This is a genomic window from Bermanella marisrubri (assembly GCF_012295615.1).
GTDB lineage: Bacteria > Pseudomonadota > Gammaproteobacteria > Pseudomonadales > Oceanobacteraceae > Bermanella > Bermanella marisrubri.
In genome coordinates this window covers 920,505-939,634 of record NZ_CP051183.1, presented here as the reverse complement: position 1 = coordinate 939,634, position 19,130 = coordinate 920,505, and the positions used below count along the sequence as shown (strand labels likewise).

Sequence of the window (19,130 nt, the reverse complement as noted above, 5' to 3'; positions counted from 1 at the left end):
AGCGTCATGGACTTTCATGACGCTATATACTTGCAACTCGCCCATATTCCCTATGGCCATGTCACTAGTTATGGTTCATTGGCAAAAAAAGCAGGATTCCCAAATCATTCTCGCCATGTTGGCAACTTATTAAAGAAACTACCCCAGGACAGTATTCTGCCTTGGTATCGTGTAGTTAACAGTCAACGTAAAATCAGTTTTGCAGAAAACAGCCCCGCCTACAAAAGACAAAAAGAAAAACTGGAGGCTGAGGGTATTACTTTTCTGAGGGGGCGAATCCTTCCTGAGTTTTTTGTTGATTAGAAGAATCAGACTCAGAATGTTCGATGTCCACACCGAGATGTCGACTCACTAAGACAACTAAAATCATAATCGGTACACCGATGGAAGCTGCGAATGTAAAAAATCCGGTATAGCCAATACTCTCCACAATGCCACCTGAATATCCAGCCAAGGCTTTAGGTAAAAGAGTCATAAGCGAAGAAAAGATGGCATACTGCATCGCAGTAAATTTGATATTCACCAAACTCGACAAGAAAGCAACAAAGGCTGCACTGGCCAATCCTGCCACTAAGTTATCTGCCGCTACAATACTATACAGCGCATACAAGTTGTGATCGGTATAAAGCAATATAATAAAAGCTAGGTTGGTTATGACGACCAATGCGGCACCGATAAATAGCATTCGCATGACACCCAAGCGCATCGCTAAAATACCACCGATGAAGCCACCAAATATGGTCATAATTAAGCCAAATAGTTTAACCGCATCGGCTATTTCATTTTTACTGTACCCTAAGTCTTGGTAGAAAATATTGCTGACCACGCCTAGCACGATATCACTAATCCGATACAAACCAATTAACGCCAATAAAAGCCAAGCAGTTTTCAATCCATAATCTTGGAAAAACTGCTTTATAGGTGCCACGTAACTATTAACAAACATTTCTTCGTTAACAATTCTCATGACAATACATATCTTGCCTATTCCTACGGCAATCGCGAGGCCAATACACAAGCGAATCAACTCAACTAATAACCCCGATAATGCTTGGTTACCAAAAAGACCAGTAAAATATGCCTTACTTTCGGTGGCAGCATCGCTGCTGATAACGAAAATTGTGACAAAGCCAGTAACACATAAAACAAACGCAAGCAGCAAGCCACTATAGTGCTTGGGTGCATGTTCAAACTGAGACTCACGCTTAATCGGTTCTGTTATTAAGAAAGTGGCGAGAATTCCGACTAATACAAAAGCGGACATGATGTGATAAGACCATTGCCAAGCCTGATAATTATATAAGTCCTTGGTCGTGCCAAAGTAACTAGCCAAATAGAGTGCACCCGCCCCTGATACAATCATGCCAATACGATAACCAGCAATATAGCTAGCACTGACTAAACCTTGCATATCGGCATCTACTGCCTCTATTCGATAGGCATCTATGGAAATGTCTTGGGTCGCCGCCGAGAAACCTAACAATACTGCACCCATGGCCATGTAAAACAATTCAGCTTCGATTATGGGGTTTGATGTGGCCATGAGAGTGATGGCTCCAGCGATACCTAGCTGTGATAGCAATAGCCAAGAACGTCTTAACCCCAACCATCGAGTAAGTCCTGGAATAGGCAAGCAATCCACCAGCGGTGCCCAAACGAATTTAAAGCTGTAACCAAGAGCGGCCCAACTAAAGTAAGTAACCGCTGACTTATCAATTCCGGCTTCACGTAGCCAGAGTGACAAAGATGAAAAAATGAGCAGTAGGGGCAAGCCAGCTGAAAAGCCTAGCAATGACATATAAAAAACTTGGCGCTGAAACACAGCCGCCAAGCTCTCTTTCCAACCATGTTCAGTCTGTATGGCTTTCAGCATTGCGCGCATGGAATCAGTCTTTGAAGTTTTTGAATTCTAGCGGTAACAAAATCTCATCGCTGCTTTTCCAAAGCTGCATGACTTCTTGCAAATCGTCGCGTTTTTTACCTGTTACTCGAATACTGTCACCTTGAATGGCTGCCTGCACTTTCATTTTGGCCTCTTTGACCATTTTCACCATCTTTTTGCCAAGCTCTTTATCAATGCCTTCTTTCATAGTGGCTGGCATTTTTACTTGCTTGCCAGCTCCCCTCAAATCGCCATATTCAAGACAGGTAATTTTGATACCACGTTTAATTAAGCAAGTTTCAAGCATGGGCTTCATTTGTTCTATTTGAAACTCTTCGTTTGCAGTGAGGGTAATCACCCCTTCTTTTAATTCAAAAGACGCATGAACGCCTTTAAAGTCATAGCGGCGCTCTAACTCTCGGTTGGCTTGATCCACGGCATTTTGGGCTTCGTGCTTATCCACTTCAGATACCACATCAAATGATGGCATGGTGATTCCTCTTATCTAAAGGTCATATCAAAGAATAAATCGAATTCTACCAGCATAAAAGCAAACTATCTGCCCATAATGCAGCGTCAAAACTGGCAAAGCGAAAGCGATTGTCTATGTTTAATGCATGAACGATAAAATTAGCCTTGATTTGGCGAATCATTACTACTTACTGCAATTACCCGGCACTCAAGGACAGTTGCTGTTTCCGTCTGTATTCGCCTACGACGTTTTTCTACATCAGCTACAAAATATTGAAGGCGTTCACATTCATGCCTACGCCCTGTTTCCTGATTCTGCCACCATACTTGTCCATTGCGACTCTGCACCCTCGTTGTGGATCGACCGATTCATGTTGAATTACAATAACTGGTATCAAGAAGTCACTGGATACAGTGGTTTCGTCTTTGACGATCAACATCAAACGCATCAGTTGGTTCAGCCTCGGTTACTGCCACGGCTGGTTAAATATGTGCACCACATTCCTGTAAAGCAAAAATATTGCACCGCGCCACAGCAATACATTTATAGTTCGTTTCATGACTATATGTCAGTGCGAATCACTGGAGTCGAAATCGATACGGTGCTATCTACTATATCGCCGCACTTCGGACAAAGAGTGCGCCGATTCTTCGATTACATGACCGACACCACCCGCGATATTGATGCCATCAAGACCCATGATTACTACCACGCTTACGCAGACCAAGCCTATCTAGCCAAAGCACTGTCTCAATATCAATCGAGGGCACATATTGAATACGACGATACTCATTGGCATCCGATTTGGAATCAATGCTTACAACAATTAAGCCGCCTACTCGATCTCTCCGAGGACTACTTAACTGGGCGCAGTCGTCATCACCACTTTGTAGATGCTCATTTCCTAATGGCATGGTGTTTCATCAATTGTTTTGAGGGCCCCGTTTATTATGCCGCTAAACAACTTGATTACGACGAAACCAGTATCCGTTTGAATATAAAAGGTATAGAACTGCATCATCGCGCTCAATTTCTGAAAAACATCAAACATAAGCTAGCTCCAACGCACGCTGCTTAATTTCTCGCTTTTAGTAACGTGCGAGATTACTGCAGTCGAAGGTAAAATCCGTTAATATTTGATGTCATCAAGCTTTAGCCGTTTTTGATTCATGCTGAACATTCATATTTTAGGTACCGGCGCTATTGGCAGTCTTTGGGGCAGTTATTTCGCCACTGACACTAACGACCAAAACTACTCGCTAACGTTTATCAGCCGTTCTATTCAAGAAAATCAGTATCGCTATCATTTAGCGCCCGAAGATCGATGGATCCAAGGTCGCTGCATCAATGCTCAACGTCAAAGCAAAGCCGAATCTATTCGTTATCTCATCGTCACTTGCAAGGCATATGATGCATTGCAAGCCATGGAACAAATACAAGATCTGTTGATGGAACCTTGTCATATTGTATTATTGCAAAACGGCATGGGCTCTCAGCAAGCAATTACGAAGGCTTATCCTCAACATGCCATATACGCCTGTAGCTCTACCGAGGGTGCATATAAATCAGATGTGCATCATCTGATACACGCAGGAAAAGGTCAGAACTTATTGGGCCCTATGAACACAATCGCCAAGCAAATCGGTCAGCCTACTTGGATTCCAGATAACACGTACCAATATACACACGACATCAATACCGCTCTGTGGCGCAAGCTGATTATCAACTGTGCAATCAACCCACTCACCGCGCTATACCAATGTCGTAATGGGCAATTAATTGAGCACGAGCCTTACCATCAACACCTCAAGCGTATTTGCGCTGAACTACAGCCACTGATCTCGCATCAGCAATTGGATATTGACGATGCTTATGATTTAGCACGGCATGTATGTGAGATTACAGCTCAAAATCAGAGCTCGATGCTACAAGATAAACTCAATAATAAGCGTTCGGAATTGGCCTATATCACAGGGTTCGCCATACGATCTCTAGAAGAATCGGGGCTAACCAATGAAGAAAATAACAGACTCTATCACGCATTAAAGCAGCAAAGCCTAAAAGACTAGCCAGCATCAGTGCATTGCTTGATACTTAACCGATGTGTACTCTTTAGACTTATACAAGAATAAAACACTTCAGACATGCGCCAATTTTTCCGCCAAATCAATGTTCGACAAAAAGCACTCGTGTTGCTCAGTATTTCCATGGTGAGTGTTTTTGCTATGAATCTCACGAGCAATTTATGGCTAGCGAACAAAAACCCCATGCACGAAAACCTAGCTGGACTCACTCCTTTGCTTTACACACCCAATACGCAAAGCCTATCCCCAGAAGAATGGTTAGTGTATTTGAATAAAAAACAGAATAACTTTGATATAAAAGGCGTGGCTGTTTACGACTATCAAGGTCGACTCGATGCCTCATCAGCTGGAGATTTCCCTTCAAGCTTGGGGGATCTTGACCCCGCTACCCTCGGCTCATCTAGGGCATTAATTCCAGGGGTTGGCTTTACTTTAATGGTAGACCTTAAAGCACACACTTTAAAAATCTTCGCGTTCGAAATCATGGTGATAAGTGCGTTGCTGCTCATCGGCGGCATTATCATGATTTACGTAATATTATATTTTATCAACCGACTGATTACCCGCCCTATCCTATCATTGACCGATACCACCAATGAGATCGCATTGGAACAAAACTATAGTTTGCGTGCCAGGCGTTTTTATCCTGACGAAGTTGGTACATTGGCAGAAAATTTTAACTTTATGCTCAATCGTATCCAACAAGATGACTATATGATGCGACAGGAAAAAGAAAAAGCCGAGCAGTCTCGCTTAAGGGCTATCGAGCTATCAAAAAAAATGCACGATACTAATGAACGCTTGGCTTTTGAAGTAAAAGTCAGAGCAAGAGTTGAGCATAAACTGACTGACTTTCAGCATTATCTAAATAACATAATCGACTCCATGCCTAGTGCTATCATTGCCATCGACCAAGACTTACAAGTCAGCCAGTGGAATAAAGGCGCAACAGAACTTACCAAAGTACCAAGGGATAATGCAATCTATCAGCCTCTAGAGGAGTCTTGTGGTTTTCTATTTCCTTATCTGCAAAAAATTACTGACTCATTAGAAAAACAAAGTATCAATAAGATCGAACGTGTTGCTTATTCAATCGGAGACGATGAACAATTCCTAGATATCACGATTTACCCCTTGCTAGATACAACACGATCAGGTGCGGTTATCCGGATCGATGACGTTACGGAACGTACCCAGATGGAAAATATGATGGTCCAATCGGAAAAGATGATGTCGTTAGGTGGTCTGGCTGCAGGAATGGCGCATGAAATAAATAACCCCTTAGGCGCCATAGTGCAAACAGTCCAAAATATTAAACGTCGCCTTAACCCAGCCATCAGTCGCAATCAAGAAGTGGCGAACGAGTTGGAGCTTGAATTGGATCAGGTTGTGTCTTATATCCAAGCTCGAGAAATATTTGATTTTCTTGAGAACATCTACAGTGCCGGTGAACGCGCGGCCACTATCGTCAGCAATATGCTGCAGTTCAGTCGCCAATCATCCAAGAGTCTGCAAGCTCAGGATATTCATAGCATATTGAATCGCTCAATTAGCATAGCCCGCAATGAATATCGATTAAGTGAGGGATATGATTTTCAGTCCATTAATTTAAAGCAAAATTATGATTTAACATTGCCGACAGTGCCCTGCATTTCTTCCGAATTAGAACAAGTAATTTTGAATCTATTAAAAAATGCTGCGCAAGCACTACAGGAGTACAGTAAACAACAACCAGACTCATGGCAGGGTGAGATTACACTCTCTACTTGGAGAGATGATGACAGCGCTTACATTTCAGTAGAAGACAACGGTCCTGGTATGGATGACGATACCTGTAAACATATTTTTGAGCCCTTCTTCACAACGAAAGAAGTGGGTATGGGGACAGGACTTGGTTTATCAGTGTCGTTCTTCATTATAACCACCCACCACAAAGGCCAGATGCACGTACAAAGTAGTATTGGCAAAGGCACTAAATTTAGCTTACAGCTCCCTATAAAACCTCCTATCTTGACCGTAGAATCATAGTTTCGTACTATGTCGCCAGTTTTAGGTGCTCAGAATTATCGTCTTTATTCTGAGTTAAACGGGAAACTGGTGCGACGATTCGATCTGACTCGCCTCTTCTATTCCAGTGCTGCCCCCGCAACGGTAAGCAACCTATCATCAACATCCCGCCACTGAGCGAATCGCTTGGGAAGGCGTTGATGAGAATGTAAACGAATTAACGTACATTCAGGTTGTAAGCCCGGATACCGGCCTAATCATGTTTTAGCTTAAGTTGCGGTGGGCGACTAAGTGACAGTACAGTGATACAACTCGTTTTTATTGGCTGACACTTTATGACGCCTAACCTTGGTAGGTTAGTGTGCTATTCCCGTTCAAATTGATTACAAATATCTTAACAGCAAGACTGTGCTTTCTATCCACAGTGAGTATCAGTGTAATTATTACTCACAACAACGCACTCGGCGCCGAAACTAAGCTATCACCTATTTACTCAACAGCTGAAACACACCTAACACAGCCTCCTGGACTAATTGTTGTTGATTTAAGCAACGAGAAAAGATTTTCACTTTTGTCCGATGCTTTAAAAAGTGTGAACAGTTTACAGGTTTTAGATTCAGGTGTGCCCGGCGATCCAGTTCTAGTGAGCATACAAGGAGCTTCAAGTCAGCAGACCCGCTTACTTATCAATGGCATCCCAACTAACTCATCTCAATGGGGCACCTACGATGTTAACAAGCTACCCATTGATTTTATAGAACGTATAGAAATTCACACATCGAGTCATAGTCAAGGTATCAACCAAGGTATTGGCGGCACTATTAATATTATTACAAAGAAAACCACCCCCTCTTCGTTAAACATTGGGGTCGGTAGCTATGGCAAGCAACGTTTCGGCATGCATTACGCAATAGGTAAAAACCAACGACTATCAATTAGTCATCAGAAGTTTGCTAACGATTACCGCTTACCAATCGCCAGTCCTGCTGATAATCCCCAAGCGCAAAATCAAAAACAATCACTCAAAAATGCTGAGTTTTCCATAACATCTGCGCAATACCATTATGTTCATAGCCTCGCCAACGTTGAGCTTAACGCTGCACATTCTGAAAAAGGTGTACCAGATTATTTCCGAAACACGCCTTTAAATTCAGCGAGCCTTGAAAAAAAATCCTATGGAATACTCATTACTTCGAATCAAAAATCATTTTTCAATTTGCCAAAAATCTCCCAAAATTTTCATCTATCCATCAAACAAGAAAGAGAGAACTTCAAGGATATTGAAGGAACCATAGGTCTGAGCAGTAATGACGATGTTTATGATCAAGAGCAACTTGAATTGAGCTGGAAACCCGATTACAGCAGCGAAAGTATCTATAGCTTTCTTAGCATAACGACCAAGTTCGATCAGTTTAGTAGTCAACATCGATTAGACGATGATAGTTTTCTCTGCACTACTCCTCAAGGCAGTTGTGACCAAAAAGCTAAGCAATATCAGTTGAATACTAACGGCTCTGTTACCGTATTTAGTCAAGATAAAACACACTCTTTGACCTCTCAAGCTAGTCTCTTCCAAGTTAATCAAGAAAACAGCGAGCGAAATAATACCCGAATAACTCAGTCAGATGATGTCTATGAGCAGTACGCACTTATCTACGAACTTGATGCTAATAGTCCATCTCTAGATGAACTTAGACTCAAGATTGGGTTTGAAAAGAATATTCGCATACCCTCTTTATTTGAGCGATTTGGTGATCGAGGTTTGCTCATCGGAAACCAGGACTTAAAAGCAGAAACTGGCCGAAAATGGTTCATAGAACTTCCCTACCAATATAAACAAGTCTCGATAGCAGGATCTTTATTTCATCGTGACTTAGACAATGCCATTGTAGCTGTCTATGACAGCCGTGGTGTAGGAAGGTACGAAAATACAAGTAAAGCAGCCATGTCCGGGCTAGAGCTTAAGGTTCGCTTAGACAAAGAGTTTTGGTACTACCAAATTTCTACAAGCCAATACGATAGTGAAACCCAAAGTACACAGGTGAAATCATTTAACAACAAGCAACTACCCGGCATTTATCACAATATGATACAAACCCAGCTTGGTTTTTCTCACCACCATTGGAAGGGTAACTTAGAATACCAATACGCAGACAAACTCTACATTGATCGTAGTAATCTGGCGGAAGGCGATGAAAGAGAAATCGTCAATGCATATCTTGAATATGAGTACTCGTCTTTAACACTCACCTTATCCATACAAAACCTAACCAACAATCAATTTAATGACTATACCAATCGTCCCGTCGTTGGCAGGCAGTGGATGATAAATAGCGCTTATTACTTTTAAGAAAGAGGAACGATAATGAAAAAGATAGCAATCCTGTTAAGCCTAATATTGCTCACGGCATGTGGCAGTAGTAGTGATACACACCCTGAATCAGCCATAAAAATATCTGATATCGTTGCGTCACCAGATGGACAACTATGGATCTCAATATCGGATCCGAGCGATCCAAGCATAGAAATTCTAGAGCCATTAAATAATGGTATTAGTCAATCTATTGAATTTGAGGTACCGCCCAGCTCAATAGCCTTCTTTAAAGATGATACAAACTCAGAGCGATTTGCAGTTCAACAAATTTCCGCGGACTACACTAGCAGCCAAGTTTCTATTGGTAGCTTGAGTGATCCCAGTACAACCTCATTATTCCTAAATAAAGCTAAATCTGATTACACAGTGAAAGCATACAATCAAAATCTTTATCACATTGGTCGTTTCAGCATCGATACAATAGAAAGTCTCTCGCTTAGTGACAACGAACTAACATCGAATTGGAATTACTCTGCTCTCAACGATAACGAAACTGGTTCTGCGAATACTTATCACATTGAACATAGAAATAATCAATTCGCGTATCTTATTCGCTACGGACAAACGACCGTCGAAGAGATTGATGTAACAGCAAGCGATGCAGCAATTTTTTTTACAGGAAATAGCATAGATCTTTCCGACTACATTGTGGAAGGTGCCAGTAGTCCGAATGCTGTCAGTGCAAAAATCATTGGCTCCGAACTATTCGTTTTGCTACAACGCCAAGACGTGAACTTCACCGCTCAAGAAGCTTACCTCGCTGTTTTCGACATTTCGGACCCAGATAATATTACCGAAATAGATACGCAAACATCTTCTGGAGGTTTAAAAGGTATCAAACTTAACCATAGAAATCCGGTCGGACTTGACATTCAGGGAAGTAATATTTTTATCGCTAATAGAGGTGATTATGGTGTCAACCAAGGCGGTCTAGAAGTAGTTAACATCTCAAACTACAGTGTTACTACGCTAGTCGATGGTAACTCTTTCCCTGAACTAAATACGTCTAATGCCTTATTTCATGTTACTGATGTCAGCATTATTGATCAAAACACTGGATACGCCGCGTTAAACATTGAAGAAGGTTATACCACGCTACGCACTGAGTTGGTAAGGTTTGACCCAAGCACTTTAACATTGAGTGGATTGGTTGACCTAAGCTCAACAAAGTAAACAATTGCTAAACAAACCGCCACTAGAGCTTTTTCTTAGTGGCGGTATCTTTAATAACTAGAAATATCTCGAATGAAACCGCAGGTGTTCAGAGATAAATGTACTAATGAAATAATAGCTATGATCATACCCCGGCTGCATTCGAAGAGTTAGCGGATATTGGCTTAATTCAGCGGCATCCACTAACGTCTGAGGCCGAAGTTGCTCATCTAAAAAATTATCGGCATCCCCCTGATCCACAAGCATGGGTAACTGTTTGTTTTCACTCCTTTTCATCAATTCACTACTATCGTACTGTGTCCAGTCACTCTCGTTATCACCCAAATAACCTTTAAAGGCTTTCTGTCCCCAAGGGCAATTTATCGGGTTTGCGATGGGACTAAATGCAGACGCAGATGAATAGCGTTCACTATTTCTTAAAGCGATCATTAAAGATCCATGACCTCCCATAGAGTGGCCACTGATAGCACGCTGATCAGTAACAGGAAAGTGCTCCTCAATAAGATTTGGCAATTCACTTACAACATAATCATACATTTGATAGTGCTGATCGAATGGCGCCTGCGTGGCATTAACATAAAATCCAGCACCTAGACCAAAATCGTAACTGCCCTCGGCATCATCAGCCACCATCTCACCACGAGGACTTGTATCAGGCGCCACAATAGCAATCCCAAGCTTAGCGGCCTCAGCAAAAGCTCCTGCTTTTTGCATAAAATTCTCTTCCGTACAGGTTAAACCGGATAGCCAATACAAAACGGGGACTTTTTCACCAGTTGCGGTTTGAGGCGGTAAAAAAATAGCGAAACGCATTTCACAACGAGTGCTAGTCGATTGATGACGATATTGCTTATGCCATCCATCAAAAACTTTAGCACTACTCAAAATATCCAAACTCATCTTGTTCCCTTTACAGATAAAAACAATAAAGACTTCACAACATAAAATAAAAATACCGCTTTATTTATTGTAATGAATCACGGAGCGAATACTCTTGCCTTCATGCATCAAATCAAACGCTTCATTGATATCCTCCAACCCCATTGTATGGGTGATGAAATCATTCAACTTGAACTCACCTGCAAGATACTTTTCCACTATGCCTGGCAATTCACTCCGACCTTTCACACCACCGAAGGCACTTCCTCGCCAAACTCGTCCGGTAACTAACTGAAAGGGACGGGTAGAAATTTCTTGCCCAGCACCTGCAACACCAATTACTACTGACTCTCCCCATCCTTTATGACAACACTCTAGAGCAGAACGCATAACATCAACGTTACCAATACACTCGAATGAGAAGTCCACGCCGCCATCTGTTAATTCGACGATCACTTCTTGAATGGGCTTGTCATAATCGTTTGGGTTAATGCAATCAGTTGCACCCAGCTGCTTAGCAAGCTCAAATTTACTCTCATTGATATCGATACCAATAATTCGAGACGCACCAGCCATCGTCGCCCCAATAATCGCGGATAAACCAATACCACCTAAACCAAAGATGGCTACGCTATCGCCTGCCTGAACCTTTGCTGTGTTCATAACAGCGCCCATCCCGGTCGTCACACCACATCCAAGTAAGCAGACCTCTTCCAAGGGAGCGCTCTTATTCACTTTAGCCAAAGAAATATCGGGTAGAACTGTGTACTCAGAAAACGTGGATGTCCCCATATAGTGGTAAATAGGCTTGCCATCTTTGTAAAAACGAGACGTGCCATCTGGCATTAACCCCTTGCCCTGGGTTTCACGAATCTTTTGACATAGGTTTGTCTTACCCGAAGTACAAAACTTACATTCTCCACATTCTGGCGTATAAAGCGGAATAACGTGGTCTCCCACGGCCACACTGGTAACACCCTCCCCCACAGCTTCAACAATGCCGCCACCTTCATGTCCCAATATCGCGGGGAAATTGCCCTCAGGATCCTCTCCTGACAAAGTAAATGCGTCAGTATGGCATACGCCTGTCGCAATGATCTTGACCAAGACTTCACCTTTGCGCGGCATCATGACATCAACTTCTTCAACACTGAGAGGCTGGCCAGGACCCCAAGCAATGGCCGCTTTTGATTTAATAAAAGTATCTGACATAAAAGCTCCTAAGTCTGATCGATGGCAATCAATTACGTTAAGTACAGTTTAGACAACAAAGTGTGCCTAATGGCTATTTATCATTTTAATTGCTTCTCATACAATGATAATCAACATATAAAGTAAAATACTTTTACATAATGGTAATAATATGCGTATTTGGGAAGGCGTGGTTGAATTCACATTAGTGGCAGAACTCGGCAGTTTTACAAAGGCCTCTCAAAATCTAAACATCAGTGTTGCTCAAGTAAGCCGCCTAATTTCACTTTTAGAAAAACGGCTTAAAACCAAGCTACTATATCGAACCACACGCAAAGTGACGTTAACCGCGGAAGGTGAGATTTATTATCAGAGGTGCAAACAGGTTTTAAATGAATTGGAAGAGGCTGAACGTGCGCTAGGAAATCTTCAAAATAAACCTCAAGGCACTATAAAGTTGACCGCCCCTGTTATGTACGGTGAGACTTTTATTCAGCCCTTAGTTCACGAATTCATGCGAATACACCCAGCTATTGAGGTAACCGCAAACTTAAGTAATCAACAACTGGATTTAATAGACGGTGGTTACGACTTAGCCATTCGGCTTGGCAAGCTCAAGGACTCAACACTAATAGCAAAACCCTTAAGCCAGCGCCGCTATCGCGTATGCGCGTCTCCAAGCTACCTAAAAGATTATGGCGCCCCACACTCATTACCAGAGCTAGTCGATCACAATTGCCTTGTGGGTCAACACCAGTATTGGCGATTCGAACACAAGGGGAAGCAAGTGGCAACCAAAGTCATAGGCACTTTAAGTTGTAACAGCGGATATGCATTAGTCGATGCCGCATTGAAAAACTTAGGATTAATACAGCTACCCAATTATTACGTCGACGATCACATAGAGAAAGGGCATTTAGTGGAGGTATTATCTAAATATCGGGAAGAACCGGAAACGATATGGGCAGTTTACCCACACAATCGTCACTTATCACCGAAAGTAAGGCAGCTGGTAAACTTTTTAGCTCAAGGATTAGATAAAAATTAGATTGGCCGAAACCACTTAAATGGCATATCTGACTATTGAGTATAACGCTTCTAAATTAACACTTGCTTCAAAAACAACAAAACCCGCTTTCGCGGGTTTCGTTCAATTAGAACAGGCTTACTTTACCACTTTCAATGAAGGCCTTCCTGAAGGTTTTTCAGACTTCTCTTCTTTTGGTGGCTGCGGCGCAGGTGGTGGATCGTTTGGATCTGGCGCTCCGGCTTCATTTCCAAACACCATACCTTCACCAGTTTCTTTCGCATAAATAGCCATGACCGCCACTATCGGTACATAGATATTTTGCGTTACACCAGCAAAACGTGCATTAAAGCTTAATGCATCGTTGCTGATCAGTAAGTCTCGAACCGCATTGGGGCTCACATTTAATACGATTTGCCCATCGTTGACATATTCCATGGGCACTTGAACACCAACAATATTGGCATCAACTAAAACATAGGGAGTGGATTCATTATCCAAAACCCACTCATACAGTCCGCGCATTAAATATGGGCGAGAAGGTGTCATTCGCGCATTTCCTGTTCAGCCTCAGATAGGCTAGCTTGGAAAGCTTCGCGCGCAAATAAGCGCTCCATGTATTCTTGTAAGTCTTTAGTTTGCTTTTCCGGTAACTCAATCCCCATTACAGGTAAACGCCACAACAATGGTGCTGTTACACAGTCTACAATACTGTATTCGTCGCTCATGAAGTAAGGCTTCTCAGCGAACAAAGGTGACGTACTGATAAGACTCTCACGAAGCTCTTTACGGGCTTTCGTTACCGCATCAGCGTCTTTGTTTTCAAGAATAATATCGGCCAATGAACACCAATCACGCTGGATACGGTACAACCATAGACGGCTTTCAGCACGGGCAACTGGATAAACAGGTAGCAATGGCGGATGCGGGAAACGCTCGTCTAGATATTCCATCATGATGTTTGGCTCATATAAAACCAAATCACGATCCAACAAGGTTGGTACAGCGTTATAAGGGTTTAACTGAGCTAGGTCTTCAGGTGGATTTGCAGGATCCACATCGTGAATTTCGACCGTTACGCCTTTCTCAGCAAGAACAATGCGTACTCGGTGGCAATATTGATCTTCACCATCTGAAAAGAAGGTCATGGAAGAGCGCTTGGCTACAACACCCATAGAGGTTTTCCTCACCTTAAACAAATAAAAAACTCGGCCGCCGATTATACATCAACTACCGAGTCTTGTGGGATTTATATGCGCGATTCTATATAAAAATGGACCAATTCGCCAACAAAAAACACTACTAACCCTGCCTAGAAAAAAGCACGCTCTTTGGGCATTAGATCAACGCCGCCATATCACGGGATTATTGAACGCTGAATCAAAACTTAGCATCTATATTCACACCAGAGGTATCAATGTGGAAGTTAGGGGGGGTATTAAAAAGGATTATTTGAGAGGTCTAGATGAAACGAATTGAAAAACCATTCCAATTTAGATCTAAGAGCATTAGTGAAATTATGTAAACAAGGCGCAAAAAAGGCCAACAAACGACTCCAATCTAATTACTGACTAGAAGCGTCAATGAGGAAGTAAGAGCGAGACATTAAAAAAAGGGCGATTAGAGGAGTTTAGATACACTAAATGACTCCAATCGCCCTTTTTTATAACGAAGCTATTGCGACGCAATTAGCTTCTAGTGGATGTCGCGCCAGTATTCACGGTTCAAGTAATACACCGGAACAAACAAGATCGCCAAGAACAACAACACCCAGAAACCGATGCGTTGACGCTCTAGAGCCGATGGCTCACCCATATAGACTAAGAAATTCGTTAGATCTTTTACTGCATCGTCGAATTCTTCTGGGTTTAGCTGACCTTCTTCCTCTAGATAAAGCACGCCTTCTTTCTCTTCGTATAGCTCTTGACCGGTTAATGGATCAAAGCCAACGACTACAGGCGCCGTACCTTTAACCTGACGACCTTGAAGGTCTTCAAGTACATGAGGCATACCTACGTCTTTAAATACCGCGTTGTTGACGCCGTATGGACGAGTATCGTCTTCATAGAAGCTTTTTAGATACGTGTATAGCCAATCTGCACCACGAACACGAGCAACTAGCGTTAGGTCTGGAGGCGTTGCACCAAACCATTTTTTTGAGTCTTCTGGACGCATAGCGATTTTCATCAAACTACCAATTTTTACGTCACGGAAAACCAAGTTGTCCATCATCACATCTTCTGGAATGCCTAGATCACGTGCTACACGGTTGTAACGCGCAAACTTAGTGCTGTGACAACCCATACAATAGTTTGTGAACAACTGGGCACCACGCTGAAGAGATGCTTTGTCTTCAAGATCCACTGGCATGTCATCCAGTTTCACGTTTCCACCGCCTGCAGCAAAGGCAAAGGCTGGCAGAATGGCAAATATGATTGCAATTAACTGTTTCATTAGCCTGTTACCCTCTCTGGAACTGGTTTGGTTTTCTCTTTCGCTGAGATGAATGGCAAGGTTATGAACCATGCGAAGTACAAGAATGTACTTACTTGACCAAGAATTTGGTACAAGCCTGTCGCTGGCTGCGTGCCTAACCAAGTCAGTAGCGCGAAAACGATACCGAAAAGCACCAAGTTAATGCGAGAGATGTAACCTTTGTAGCGCCATGAGCGCACTGGGCTACGGTCTAACCAAGGCAATACGAACAAGATTGCGATCGCACCACCCATTAAGATAACACCGCCAAGCTGAGAGCTAATTGGTCCTAAATCAATGGTCCAAGCACGCAATACCGTATAGAACGCACCGAAGTACCATACAGGGGCAATGTGTGCAGGGGTCTTCAAGCCATTCGCTTCTTCGAAGTTAGGTGGCTCAAGGAAGAAACCGCCGCCGGTTGGCATAAAGAACATCACTGCACAAAATACGAATAGGAATACTACGATACCCACTAAGTCGTGAACTGTGTAATAAGGGTGGAAAGGAACGCCGTCTAAAGGACGACCCTTTTCATCTTTGTGCTTCTTGATATCGATACCGTCTGGATTATTAGAACCCACCTCGTGTAGAGCAAGAATATGCAATACAACCAAGGCAACAATCACCAAAGGCAATGCAATTACGTGTAGCGCAAAGAAACGGTTAAGAGTTGCACCAGAAATCAGGAAGTCACCACGAATCCACTGAACTAGATCAGGGCCAATTACAGGGATAGCGCCAAACAAAGAAATGATTACCTGAGCACCCCAGTAAGACATCTGACCCCAAGGCAATACATAACCCATAAAGGCTTCGGCCATTAGCATTAGGTAGATCAGCATACCAAAGATCCAGATTAGCTCACGAGGCTTCTGGTATGAACCGTACATAAGACCACGGAACATGTGCAGGTAAACAGCTATGAAGAAGAAAGAAGCACCGGTAGAATGCATATAGCGAATCAACCAACCGAACTCAACATCACGCATAATATATTCAACAGAGGCAAATGCCGCTTCTGCTGAAGGCGTGTAAGACATGGTCAGCCATACACCGGTCAAAATCTGGTTGGCCAGCATCAGCATGGAGAATACGCCGAAGAAGTACCAGAAGTTAAAGTTTTTTGGAGCATAGTACTTAGACATATGCTTTTCAAAGGTGGCAGTGACAGGAAGACGATCGTCAATCCACCCCATGAAGGCTTGGAATTTACTCATTACGAATTCTCCTCATCCACACCTACAATTAGGGTGTTTTCATCTTCGAAGGAGTATGGCGGTACTGCTAGGTTCTTCGCTGCTGGAGAGCCTTGGAATACACGACCCGCCAAATCAAAGCGTGAACCGTGACATGGGCAGAAGAAGCCACCTTTCCAGTTTTCGTCAAACGGCTGTGGTTCAACTTCTGGAACGAACTGAGGCGCACAACCTAAGTGAGTACAAACACCTTCGATAACCGCAATCTCTTCGGTACGGGCACGGTATACGTTATCCGCATAGTTTGGTTGCTGATCTTTATCGTTATTCATTGGATCTTTTAGAAGATCATTCAATGAATCTAGCAAGCCGACGGTTTCTTCGGTACGACGTACCACATAAACCGGCTTACCACGCCATTCAACCGTCATCATTGCGCCAGGCTCAAGCTTACTAATATCTGCTTTTGCTGGTGCACCCGCTGCTTTTGCCTTTTCGCTTGGATTCCAAGACTTAACAAAAGGCACGGCCACGCCAACCGCACCAACACCGCCACCCACTGCTGTGGTTGCGATGAGGAAGCGGCGCCGACCTACATTTACGCCATCATTGCTCATTCAGGCATTCTCCCATCAACTTTCATCTTCAATTCGTTACGTAGCCTTATAAAAACTGATTACTTGCCACCACACAGTAATCTTAATAAGGGCTCGTTTACTGGCCATCCTGTAACTAAAGCACATTTGGACGAGCAGAGGAAAAAATCGGCACAGATAGTAATGAAATGTGGCTAGCTATACAAGGCGCCAGATCAATTTCTCAGGGCTTTTATCAGTATAAACCCTTGTTTTTAGACAAAAAAAACGCCCAGATAAAAATCTGAGCGTTTTTTGACAAGCTGAGCTTGAAGCGAAAAATATTAACGCTTGCTGAATTGCGGCTTCTTACGTGCTTTACGAAGACCCACTTTCTTACGCTCAACTTCACGATCATCACGAGTTACGTAACCCGCAGCACGAAGAGGTGCACGCAAAGTTTCGTCATACTCCATAAGAGCACGAGTGATACCGTGACGGATAGCGCCCGCCTGACCAGATGCACCACCACCTTGAACAGTGATGAATAGGTCGAACTTTTCAGTGCTCTCAGTCAACTCTAATGGCTGACGAACAACCATGCGAGACGTTTCACGACCAAAATACTCATCCAAAGAACGCTTGTTAATAACGATTTGACCAGAACCAGGACGCAAGAAAACACGTGCGCTGGAAGACTTACGACGGCCAGTTCCGTAATATTGATTTGCTGCCATGATGACTCCCCTTAAATCTTAAGCTCTTGTGGTTGCTGTGCAGTGTGTGGATGCTCAGAACCGGCATACACTTTCAACTTACCGTACATTGCACGACCAAGAGGGTTTCGAGGAAGCATGCCTTTAACAGCTAACTCAACAACACGTCCAGGCTTACGAGTCTGAAGGTCGTTGAAGTTAATTTCACGCAAGCCACCTGGGTAGCCTGTGTGACGGTAATACATCTTGTCTTGTGCTTTCTTACCAGTTACAGCTACTTTGTCAGCATTGATAACTACGATGTAGTCACCAGTGTCAACGTTAGGAGTGTATTCTGGCTTGTGCTTACCACGCAAACGACTTGCAACTTCAGTAGCTAAACGACCTAGTGCAACGCCTTCCGCGTCGATTACAAACCACTCACGTTTTACGGTTTCGGGTTTTGCAGTAAAAGTTTTCATAATTTTCTATTCCGCCTAATCAGTATGTTACCGACAACAACTGGCTCACCCAGAGGGGTAACACAGTGTTAGGGCTTCGTCTTGGGGAAACGATGGCGGCGGATTATACAGAAACCCAACTAGGATTTCACGCTTTTTTTGCGCTCAAATCCACCGCTACGAATGCTTTGCTTAGCAAATACAAAAGGGCCGCCTGGCGTCCCTTTTGAACTCCACAACAAATTTACTTGCTGCTAAGCTTTTCTTTGATACGTGCAGACTTACCGCTACGCTCACGCAAGTAGTAAAGTTTAGACTTGCGAACATCACCGCGACGCTTAACTTCAATACTGTCTACAACTGGGCTGTGAGTTTGGAAAGTACGCTCCACGCCCACACCGCTAGAGATCTTACGTACAGTGAAGGCAGAGTTTAGGCCACGGTTACGCTTACCGATTACCACACCTTCGTAAGCCTGTAGACGCTCACGGTTACCTTCTTTTACTTTAACCTGTACAACAACAGTATCACCAGCACCAAACTCTGGTACGTCTGACTTTAACTGTGCAGACTCAATAGCCTGGATAATTTTGTTTTTGCTGCTCATGACTAGCTCCTAAGTAATTACGGATAGGT

19 protein-coding genes and 1 riboswitch are annotated in these 19,130 nt (G+C 43.1%); of the genes, 7 read left to right on the top strand and 12 right to left on the bottom strand.

The window, feature by feature from the left end; all coding sequences use genetic code 11:
* The first annotated feature begins 6 nt into the window (after positions 1 to 6).
* On the top strand, positions 7 to 303 hold the full coding sequence (locus HF888_RS04285) for an MGMT family protein (protein ID WP_007019106.1): 297 nt from the start codon (positions 7 to 9) through the stop codon (positions 301 to 303).
* Here HF888_RS04285 and HF888_RS04280 read toward each other — a convergent pair.
* Together HF888_RS04280 and HF888_RS04275 are read right to left on the bottom strand one after the other, a co-directional pair.
* Complete coding sequence (locus HF888_RS04280) at positions 257 to 1,882, bottom strand: AmpG family muropeptide MFS transporter (RefSeq protein ID WP_007019105.1); 1,626 nt, start codon at positions 1,880 to 1,882, stop codon at positions 257 to 259. The genes HF888_RS04285 and HF888_RS04280 overlap by 47 nt on opposite strands.
* Positions 1,883 to 1,886: 4 nt before the next feature.
* Entirely contained in the window at positions 1,887 to 2,372 is a 486-nt protein-coding gene (locus HF888_RS04275) for a YajQ family cyclic di-GMP-binding protein (protein WP_007019104.1), read from the bottom strand.
* Between the two features lie 127 nt (positions 2,373 to 2,499).
* Here HF888_RS04275 and HF888_RS04270 point away from each other — a divergent pair, with 127 nt between their 5' ends.
* The 5 genes from HF888_RS04270 to HF888_RS04250 all read left to right on the top strand — a co-directional run bounded on the left by HF888_RS04270 (position 2,500) and on the right by HF888_RS04250 (position 9,992).
* Positions 2,500 to 3,432, top strand: coding sequence for a hypothetical protein (locus tag HF888_RS04270; protein WP_007019103.1), 933 nt, complete (start codon positions 2,500 to 2,502; stop codon positions 3,430 to 3,432).
* Positions 3,433 to 3,523: 91 nt separating this feature from the next.
* The gene (locus HF888_RS04265; protein ID WP_007019102.1) at positions 3,524 to 4,423 is read left to right on the top strand and encodes a ketopantoate reductase family protein; all 900 of its coding nucleotides are present in this window, start codon (positions 3,524 to 3,526) and stop codon (positions 4,421 to 4,423) included.
* A gap of 75 nt (positions 4,424 to 4,498) precedes the next feature.
* The gene (locus HF888_RS04260; RefSeq protein WP_007019101.1) at positions 4,499 to 6,466 is read left to right on the top strand and encodes an ATP-binding protein; all 1,968 of its coding nucleotides are present in this window, start codon (positions 4,499 to 4,501) and stop codon (positions 6,464 to 6,466) included.
* Between the two features lie 6 nt (positions 6,467 to 6,472).
* Positions 6,473 to 6,716, top strand: a riboswitch (cobalamin riboswitch).
* A gap of 300 nt (positions 6,717 to 7,016) precedes the next feature.
* The gene (locus tag HF888_RS04255; protein ID WP_165837047.1) at positions 7,017 to 8,795 is read left to right on the top strand and encodes a TonB-dependent receptor; all 1,779 of its coding nucleotides are present in this window, start codon (positions 7,017 to 7,019) and stop codon (positions 8,793 to 8,795) included.
* Between the two features lie 15 nt (positions 8,796 to 8,810).
* On the top strand, positions 8,811 to 9,992 hold the full coding sequence (locus HF888_RS04250) for a hypothetical protein (RefSeq protein ID WP_007019099.1): 1,182 nt from the start codon (positions 8,811 to 8,813) through the stop codon (positions 9,990 to 9,992).
* Positions 9,993 to 10,049: 57 nt separating this feature from the next.
* On the opposite strand, the gene fghA is transcribed toward HF888_RS04250, so the two are convergent.
* Both fghA and HF888_RS04240 read right to left on the bottom strand, forming a co-directional pair.
* Positions 10,050 to 10,892 (bottom strand): S-formylglutathione hydrolase, encoded by an 843-nt coding sequence (gene fghA, locus HF888_RS04245; protein ID WP_007019098.1) that lies wholly within the window; start codon positions 10,890 to 10,892, stop codon positions 10,050 to 10,052.
* A gap of 60 nt (positions 10,893 to 10,952) precedes the next feature.
* Complete coding sequence (locus HF888_RS04240) at positions 10,953 to 12,083, bottom strand: S-(hydroxymethyl)glutathione dehydrogenase/class III alcohol dehydrogenase (protein WP_007019097.1); 1,131 nt, start codon at positions 12,081 to 12,083, stop codon at positions 10,953 to 10,955.
* A gap of 151 nt (positions 12,084 to 12,234) precedes the next feature.
* Here HF888_RS04240 and HF888_RS04235 point away from each other — a divergent pair, with 151 nt between their 5' ends.
* Positions 12,235 to 13,110: a LysR substrate-binding domain-containing protein gene (locus HF888_RS04235; protein WP_007019096.1), complete on the top strand. Its 876-nt coding sequence runs from the start codon at positions 12,235 to 12,237 to the stop codon at positions 13,108 to 13,110.
* 117 nt (positions 13,111 to 13,227) lie between these two features.
* Here HF888_RS04235 and HF888_RS04230 read toward each other — a convergent pair whose 3' ends face one another.
* The 8 genes from HF888_RS04230 to rplS form a co-directional block, all read right to left on the bottom strand.
* Complete coding sequence (locus HF888_RS04230; protein WP_007019095.1) at positions 13,228 to 13,638, bottom strand: ClpXP protease specificity-enhancing factor; 411 nt, start codon at positions 13,636 to 13,638, stop codon at positions 13,228 to 13,230.
* Positions 13,635 to 14,264: a stringent starvation protein SspA gene (gene sspA / locus HF888_RS04225; protein WP_007019094.1), complete on the bottom strand. Its 630-nt coding sequence runs from the start codon at positions 14,262 to 14,264 to the stop codon at positions 13,635 to 13,637. Before sspA ends, HF888_RS04230 begins: the two co-directional genes overlap by 4 nt.
* 520 nt (positions 14,265 to 14,784) lie before the next feature.
* Positions 14,785 to 15,543, bottom strand: a complete 759-nt coding sequence (locus tag HF888_RS04220) for a cytochrome c1 (protein WP_168367041.1) — start codon at positions 15,541 to 15,543, stop codon at positions 14,785 to 14,787.
* The gene (locus HF888_RS04215) at positions 15,543 to 16,784 is read right to left on the bottom strand and encodes a cytochrome b (RefSeq protein ID WP_168367040.1); all 1,242 of its coding nucleotides are present in this window, start codon (positions 16,782 to 16,784) and stop codon (positions 15,543 to 15,545) included. The genes HF888_RS04220 and HF888_RS04215 overlap by 1 nt, the downstream gene beginning before the upstream one ends.
* Positions 16,784 to 17,380: a ubiquinol-cytochrome c reductase iron-sulfur subunit gene (gene petA / locus HF888_RS04210; protein WP_007019126.1), complete on the bottom strand. Its 597-nt coding sequence runs from the start codon at positions 17,378 to 17,380 to the stop codon at positions 16,784 to 16,786. Before petA ends, HF888_RS04215 begins: the two co-directional genes overlap by 1 nt.
* 302 nt (positions 17,381 to 17,682) lie before the next feature.
* Positions 17,683 to 18,075, bottom strand: a complete 393-nt coding sequence (gene rpsI, locus HF888_RS04205; RefSeq protein WP_168367039.1) for a 30S ribosomal protein S9 — start codon at positions 18,073 to 18,075, stop codon at positions 17,683 to 17,685.
* Positions 18,076 to 18,086: 11 nt separating this feature from the next.
* A complete protein-coding gene (rplM, locus tag HF888_RS04200) occupies positions 18,087 to 18,515 on the bottom strand; it encodes a 50S ribosomal protein L13 (protein ID WP_168367038.1) in 429 nt (142 codons plus the stop codon).
* 223 nt (positions 18,516 to 18,738) lie between these two features.
* Positions 18,739 to 19,101: a 50S ribosomal protein L19 gene (gene rplS, locus HF888_RS04195; protein WP_007016751.1), complete on the bottom strand. Its 363-nt coding sequence runs from the start codon at positions 19,099 to 19,101 to the stop codon at positions 18,739 to 18,741.
* Positions 19,102 to 19,130 lie beyond the last annotated feature (29 nt).

Coding starts and splice junctions, on each gene's coding strand:
- HF888_RS04285 (WP_007019106.1), top strand. CDS start 7: ATGGACTTTCATGACGCTATATACTTGCAACTCGCCCATATTCCCTAT.
- HF888_RS04280 (WP_007019105.1), bottom strand. CDS start 1,882: ATGCGCGCAATGCTGAAAGCCATACAGACTGAACATGGTTGGAAAGAG.
- HF888_RS04275 (WP_007019104.1), bottom strand. CDS start 2,372: ATGCCATCATTTGATGTGGTATCTGAAGTGGATAAGCACGAAGCCCAA.
- HF888_RS04270 (WP_007019103.1), top strand. CDS start 2,500: ATGAACGATAAAATTAGCCTTGATTTGGCGAATCATTACTACTTACTG.
- HF888_RS04265 (WP_007019102.1), top strand. CDS start 3,524: ATGCTGAACATTCATATTTTAGGTACCGGCGCTATTGGCAGTCTTTGG.
- HF888_RS04260 (WP_007019101.1), top strand. CDS start 4,499: ATGCGCCAATTTTTCCGCCAAATCAATGTTCGACAAAAAGCACTCGTG.
- HF888_RS04250 (WP_007019099.1), top strand. CDS start 8,811: ATGAAAAAGATAGCAATCCTGTTAAGCCTAATATTGCTCACGGCATGT.
- fghA (WP_007019098.1), bottom strand. CDS start 10,892: ATGAGTTTGGATATTTTGAGTAGTGCTAAAGTTTTTGATGGATGGCAT.
- HF888_RS04240 (WP_007019097.1), bottom strand. CDS start 12,083: ATGTCAGATACTTTTATTAAATCAAAAGCGGCCATTGCTTGGGGTCCT.
- HF888_RS04235 (WP_007019096.1), top strand. CDS start 12,235: ATGCGTATTTGGGAAGGCGTGGTTGAATTCACATTAGTGGCAGAACTC.
- HF888_RS04230 (WP_007019095.1), bottom strand. CDS start 13,638: ATGACACCTTCTCGCCCATATTTAATGCGCGGACTGTATGAGTGGGTT.
- sspA (WP_007019094.1), bottom strand. CDS start 14,264: ATGGGTGTTGTAGCCAAGCGCTCTTCCATGACCTTCTTTTCAGATGGT.
- HF888_RS04220 (WP_168367041.1), bottom strand. CDS start 15,543: ATGAAACAGTTAATTGCAATCATATTTGCCATTCTGCCAGCCTTTGCC.
- HF888_RS04215 (WP_168367040.1), bottom strand. CDS start 16,784: ATGAGTAAATTCCAAGCCTTCATGGGGTGGATTGACGATCGTCTTCCT.
- petA (WP_007019126.1), bottom strand. CDS start 17,380: ATGAGCAATGATGGCGTAAATGTAGGTCGGCGCCGCTTCCTCATCGCA.
- rpsI (WP_168367039.1), bottom strand. CDS start 18,075: ATGGCAGCAAATCAATATTACGGAACTGGCCGTCGTAAGTCTTCCAGC.
- rplM (WP_168367038.1), bottom strand. CDS start 18,515: ATGAAAACTTTTACTGCAAAACCCGAAACCGTAAAACGTGAGTGGTTT.
- rplS (WP_007016751.1), bottom strand. CDS start 19,101: ATGAGCAGCAAAAACAAAATTATCCAGGCTATTGAGTCTGCACAGTTA.